This window comes from Nitrincola sp. A-D6, assembly GCF_000764495.1.
In the GTDB taxonomy this organism is placed as follows: domain Bacteria; phylum Pseudomonadota; class Gammaproteobacteria; order Pseudomonadales; family Balneatricaceae; genus Nitrincola.
Genome location: NZ_JRLB01000046.1, coordinates 1 through 4859, shown reverse-complemented (window position 1 = coordinate 4859; position 4859 = coordinate 1). Strand labels below are relative to the sequence as shown.

Here is a 4859-nt window from a genome sequence, read left to right as displayed (position 1 = left end):
TCACCGAACTGAAAGCCAGGCAGCTCGGGCACCGCTTCGCGTAGTGGTTCGACAAATAGCTGCCCGATCAGGCGGTTGCCCGCCGCAGGTGCGCCGTACAGATAGCGCCCCTCAAGGGTAAAATGTGCGTCATCCTGTGGCGCAAGGGGGGCCGTGGTGTCCGGTGAGATCTCGAGGGCAAGGCGTTCGGGCAGAAAATCCTCGACCAAAAACTCATACACCGCCGGGGTTTGTCCCCCCAGATCCATCTGCATCCGCCACCGCCCGGTCTGGGCACTCTCGGAAAGGGGGTAGCTATACTGATATAGCCCCTCGTCACCGGCCTGCCACACAAAACTGCGCACCACCTCGCCATCGGGCCGCAGGATACGAGTCGGAATCGGCTGCGGCGGTTGGGCATGGCCGTCAGCATCGCGCAACAAGGCATTTACCGGCACAGTTTCACCGGGCCGATAGAGGTCACGCGGACCAAAGGCAAACAAGTTAAGCGCCTCTGCCTGCGGTCCACTGACCGCGAACTCAGCCAGGTCCAGGGCCGCATCCTGCAGGCGCAGCAGCGTGGTTGCACGCTCACGCGTGGCAAGCAGTAAGCGTGCATCCTTGTGCGTCGGCAGGCGCACATGACCGTCGCTATCGCTGCGCCCCTCAGCAAGGGTTAGCCCTTTTGCGTCAAGCAGTTCCAACCTGACCTCAGCAAGCGGCAGCCCTTCATCCAGCGACTGCACAAAAGCATCGAGTCCAGTGGCGCTGCGACGCACGCTCAGACCGATATCACTACGGCTGAACACCGTCACCGGCAGGCTGTATTCGAAGGTCCCGCTCGGTCGCATCACTGCCACGAACACCCCAGGCTCGGCCAGCGCGGCAATATCATCCAACGGCAGCATCAAACGTTCGCGTGTATTGGCTGGCGGGTTCAGCGCAAACTGTGCCGTGTGCACCAATTGTGCGTTAGTGGGCATAGCCTCCAGTTGCCACAGATCCATTGCCGACTGGCGGTTCCACTCGGACAGAAAGCTATGCAGGCGTTCCGGCCGAAGGCGGAAGAACTCCACATCAACCTTATCAACATTAACAGCGATCACCGGCAATCCATCCGCCAATCGCATCGGCAGTAGCGAACCACGGCTGGCAAACCCGAGCGACGGCGGCTGGGCGCGGGTGGTGAGCTGGTGTGATTCGCCCTTACCCAGCGGCACGTCGGCCACACTGCGGATATCGGCTGAAATCTGCAGGCTGAATGTACGCTCAGGCTCGATCGGCTGGCGGCGCAGCTCCTGGAGGTTATCGGACAGAATCCAACCACCCTCTAAGCGCTCGCCCTGTGCATTAGCGAGCGTCAGCAGGCTATCGAAACGCTGATCCGGGTCGAGTGGTGCCGAAAACGACACCACCAGGCACTGGCACCAGCAACGTCAAGTTCGGACACATCGATCACCGACAGAGACTGAGCTGCGGTCTCAACCCGGGGAGTGGCCTCAGCCTTGGTCTCGGTCTCGGTCTCGGCCGCCACACTGCCTGGCTCTGCAGGGTCACCACACCCCACCAGCAATATCGATACCCACAACGCGCCCGCCAACACCCGCCACCGCTTCATCACACCACCTCAATCAATTGAACTGTGAGTATAAAAATATAATCAATCTATATTAGCAGATTCCCTATCCCCCATAAGCCGAAGCCAGCAAACAACACCGCCGCCGCCACACGGAATACACTCATATTGACACGCTTAAGTACCCACTCACCAGCAAAAATGACGGGTACGTTGGCGATTAACATCCCCAGTGTAGTACCCAGGGTCACCAATACCAGTGACTCAAACTTAACCGCCAGCATCAGCGTAGCCACTTGGGTTTTATCACCGATTTCAGCCAGTGAAAACAGCACCAGTGTAGTGACAAAAGCACCGTATTTCACCAGACGACCATTCAGGTCATCATCACTGTCCGGGATCAGCACCCAAACAGCCATCGCCAAAAAACTCAGTGACAGCAGCCACTGAAACAGATCGCCCGACAGATAACCGCCCAACCAGTCGCCCAGTGCGGCAGTAAGACCATGATTCAGCAGTGTTGCCAAAGCCACGCCAAGGGTAATTGCCCAGGGACGACGGAATTTAGCTACCAGTAGCAAAGATAGAAGTTGGGTCTTATCGCCCATTTCGGCGATAGTTACCGCCAACGTTGACAGGAGAAATGCATCCATTGAAGTGTTCCGGGGCAGGACTGTTAAGTACAAAAGGCATAACCACACATCCCGCCCCGGTCTGTGCTGCTATACCTCAGGTCTCATCAGTCGCTCTGCAATGGGTCTAAATGCAGAGGGTGTATCAACCATGAGCAATGAGGCTCAAGTATGTTGGCTGATACCCCGACCTAAGTCGGGCGATTACTCCCCCAAGAGTTCGCGCAGATTAGCGGCACAGGAAGAAGTTGTCAAACCCATCCGCAATCAGCCATGTTATAATGCATTTTTATTTATGATTTCTGGATAACCCGTGACGACCTCTCTGTTCAACAATCTCAAGCTTCCACCCGCCGCCCTATCTAACCTGGCCCAGATGGGCTATGAACAGATGACGCCAATTCAACAACAGAGTCTGCCCCTGGTACTGTCAGGTCGGGACCTGATCGCCCAGGCACAGACAGGTAGCGGCAAAACGGCGGCCTTCGGTATTGGCATGCTGGAAAAACTCAATCCACGCCTGTTTGCTGTCCAAGGCTGATACTCTGCCCTACCCGTGAACTGGCTGGACAGGTCGCTGGTGAACTGCGCAAGTTGGCGCGCTATCTCGACAATATCAAGATCATCACCCTGTGTGGTGGTCAGCCCATCGGTCCGCAGATAGGCTCACTGGAACATGGTGCGCACATTGTTGTGGGCACACCGGGTCGTTTAAGCGACCACCTGCGCAAACAAACCCTGCAACTGGATCGTCTCAATATGCTGGTGCTGGATGAAGCTGACCGCATGCTCGACATGGGTTTTGAAGAGGATATTCGCTCTATTATCGGTGCCACTCCCGCGACACGCCAGACGCTGTTATTTTCGGCCACCTACCCGGAGCAGATAGAATCCATCAGTGCGGCTTACCAATATGACCCCGTCAGAGTCAGCATAGACACACAGCATGACGACTCCACTATTGATCAAAAAGTCTGGTACTGCGACAGCAAGCACAAAGCGGCAGCTGTAGCGGCACTGTTACAACACTTTGCACCGGAAGCCGCAATTATATTCTGTAACACCAAACAAGGCTGTAACGAGATGGCCGACGCCCTGCGAGACTATGATCTCAAGTCGCTGTCCCTGCATGGCGACCTGGAACAACGTGAACGCGATCAGGTGCTGATCCGCTTCAGCAATGGCAGCAGTCGCTACCTGCTGGCAACCGATGTTGCTGCTCGCGGGCTGGATATTGATGCAGTGGATATGGTGATCAATGCCGATCTGCCACAAGATCCGGCTGTTTACACACACAGGGTAGGCCGCACAGGGCGTGCCGGTCGTCAAGGTATGGCTATCTGCCTGTGTGGTGAACGTGACAAACACCGATTACAACGTATTGAAGCACTGCAAACCCAGCCCATCACAGCGATAGATGATGTGCCGGCGGCCACACCGGAACACAATCCGGCACCCGCCGAGATGACGACACTCTGTATCGCCGGTGGCCGCAAGGATAAACTGCGCGCGGGTGATATTCTCGGTGCCCTGACACGGGCCGGTGGCATAGACGGCAAGCAAATTGGCAAAATCGACATTACCGATCACGCCTGCTATGTAGCAGTACATCGCCGTATAGCAGCAGACGCGCTGGAACAATTGAAGCAGGGCAAAATCAAAGGGCGTGCGTTTCGCGCCAGACGCATCTGAACTAATTCCCGCCGAAAAGCGGAGAGATGATAAGGACAATTACCTCTATGAACGAATGGAATCAACAGGATAAACCCAGACCACTTCCAGCCAAACTGATGGCTCTGATCTCGTTGCTGCAGGGCCTGGGTTTACTCTACCTGCATCAGGCCATCGAACTTCACTACTGGCCACACGATCAACCCCAATGGTTGTTCGCTTTTTATAGTCTGGTGTTTATCTGGCCGACTATGTTGTTACTCGGACTGGATCACAATAACGGTCGAGCAATAGCAAAGCTCACACTGCCTTTTGCCCTGCTGAGCGGACTACTGGCTACTATGTTGGCCATCAGGTTATCCCCATCGAACACATTCGTTTTAATGCACTGCTGTACAGCTTTGTGTTTACGATGACCATCGCCACGTTCAAAGCCCTGATGTACAGCCAACAGTGGGCGAGCGGCGAAAAAATCAGCTACAGCGCTTTGTTTATCTGGTCCTGGCGCAACTTTCTCACCCTGTCCTTGGCTCTGCTGTTTGCCGGTAGCTTCTGGCTGGTATTGATGTTGTGGGGCGCACTGTTTGAAGCCATTAATATCGACTTCTTCAGCGACCTGTTTGAGGAGCGCTGGTTTTATTATCCCGCTATCGCCCTTGCCAATGGCTTTGGCATTATCATCTTTCGCAACCAGACCCGCATTATCGACACGATTACCCGGCTGCAACAAGCGTTGATGAAGTTTCTGCTGGTAGTACTATCGCTTGTATCACTGTTATTTCTCGGTGCGCTACCCTTTACCGGTCTGGACCCGCTATGGGAGAGTGGTGGCAGTACCTTGATTTTGTGGATGCAGGCACTGATGCTGTTTTTCGTCAATGCTGTCTATCAGCATGAATCGGATAAGTGTCCCTACCCCTTGTGGCTGCACCGTTTTATTTATATCGGTGTTGCTGCACTGCCTGTCTACAGCCTGATCAGCTGCTACGGGCTGAGCTGCG

6 protein-coding genes and 1 pseudogene are annotated in these 4859 nt (G+C 55.1%); 4 read left to right on the top strand and 3 right to left on the bottom strand.

The genetic code is table 11. The features are described from left to right. From LH51_RS08820 to LH51_RS08815, 3 genes are all read right to left on the bottom strand, one after another. Window positions 1-1394, bottom strand: a 1394-nt coding sequence (locus LH51_RS08820) for an MG2 domain-containing protein (RefSeq protein WP_235263625.1), incomplete at its 3' end; no start/stop codon positions are given. Continuing rightward, the gene (locus LH51_RS20495) at window positions 1340-1597 is read right to left on the bottom strand and encodes a hypothetical protein (protein ID WP_144244224.1); all 258 of its coding nucleotides are present in this window, start codon (window positions 1595-1597) and stop codon (window positions 1340-1342) included. The genes LH51_RS08820 and LH51_RS20495, both read right to left, overlap by 55 nt. A 47-nt stretch (window positions 1598-1644) precedes the next feature. Continuing rightward, on the bottom strand, window positions 1645-2208 hold the full coding sequence (locus LH51_RS08815; RefSeq protein WP_036521631.1) for a TMEM165/GDT1 family protein: 564 nt from the start codon (window positions 2206-2208) through the stop codon (window positions 1645-1647). Between the two features lie 292 nt (window positions 2209-2500). On the opposite strand from LH51_RS08815, the gene LH51_RS24735 reads away from it, so the two are divergent. The 4 genes and pseudogenes from LH51_RS24735 to LH51_RS08805 all read left to right on the top strand — a co-directional run. Further along, window positions 2501-2728 (top strand): DEAD/DEAH box helicase, encoded by a 228-nt coding sequence (locus tag LH51_RS24735; RefSeq protein WP_442934826.1) that lies wholly within the window; start codon window positions 2501-2503, stop codon window positions 2726-2728. Further along, entirely contained in the window at window positions 2725-3879 is a 1155-nt protein-coding gene (gene dbpA / locus LH51_RS08810; protein ID WP_442934827.1) for an ATP-dependent RNA helicase DbpA, read from the top strand. The genes LH51_RS24735 and dbpA overlap by 4 nt, the downstream gene beginning before the upstream one ends. A 47-nt stretch (window positions 3880-3926) precedes the next feature. After that, window positions 3927-4274 carry a hypothetical protein gene (locus LH51_RS19075; protein ID WP_052063605.1) on the top strand — a complete coding sequence of 116 codons (348 nt, stop codon included), beginning with the start codon at window positions 3927-3929 and terminating at the stop codon, window positions 4272-4274. Then, window positions 4271-4859 (top strand): annotated as a pseudogene (locus tag LH51_RS08805) (DUF4153 domain-containing protein); the annotation flags it as partial. The gene LH51_RS19075 and the pseudogene LH51_RS08805, both read left to right, overlap by 4 nt.

Bases quoted from the DNA above. Each gene is read 5' to 3' on its own strand.
- LH51_RS20495 (WP_144244224.1), bottom strand. From the start codon at position 1,597: ATGAAGCGGTGGCGGGTGTTGGCGGGCGCGTTGTGGGTATCGATATTG.
- LH51_RS08815 (WP_036521631.1), bottom strand. From the start codon at position 2,208: ATGGATGCATTTCTCCTGTCAACGTTGGCGGTAACTATCGCCGAAATG.
- LH51_RS19075 (WP_052063605.1), top strand. From the start codon at position 3,927: ATGAACGAATGGAATCAACAGGATAAACCCAGACCACTTCCAGCCAAA.